Genomic DNA, 566 nt, shown 5'->3' with positions numbered 1-566 from the left:
ACCGCTTCCAGCCCGGCCTGCGGCACCACGGCCAGCACCTGTGCCATGACCCGGTCTCCTCCAGGGTGCCTGAGCAGAGACTGGCGCAAACGCAGCAACGGCGCCGGAAGGTCCAGGAACGGCGTGCCATTGCGCAATGCGCCCGGTTTGCGCTGCACCAGGTCGATGTAGTGCTGCCAGTCGTAGCTGGTCTGGCCACTGCCCGGCAGCCGGGCATGGCTGGCTACGACGGCATCTGCGGCCGCCACATCGATTCGTTCGGGATAGACGCGGGTGCTGACGATGTGGCCGGCCCACTCGCACGGCACGGAGTAACGGTTGCGCGCGGCGGCCACCAGGCAGGTGCTGCTGACCCGGGCCAGCCGCTCGACATAGCCGTTGAAGGGGGCCGGCATGGACATGAGGTGAGGCTTCTCCAACTCCCACATCTCGGCCACGGTGAACTGTCGGTGGATCGGATGCGTGGTGTCGCTCCACACCGAACGACACCGCTCGCTCAGCCAGGCATTGAGTTCGATGAACGAGCCGAAGCGACGGGTCGCGGCTTCGATCCAGATGCGCCTGCG

Annotated in this window: 1 protein-coding gene; it reads right to left on the bottom strand. The window is 67.0% G+C overall.

Annotated features, from left to right (window positions below; all coding sequences use genetic code 11):
- The coding region (locus AC07Z7_RS25140; RefSeq protein WP_494768055.1) for a Mu transposase domain-containing protein at positions 1–566 on the bottom strand (566 nt) is incomplete at both ends.

It is taken from the genome of Acidovorax sp. GW101-11A03, from assembly GCF_059424825.1.
Note: the sequence above shows the minus strand (reverse complement) of the source record. Positions and strands in the feature narration are given on the sequence as shown.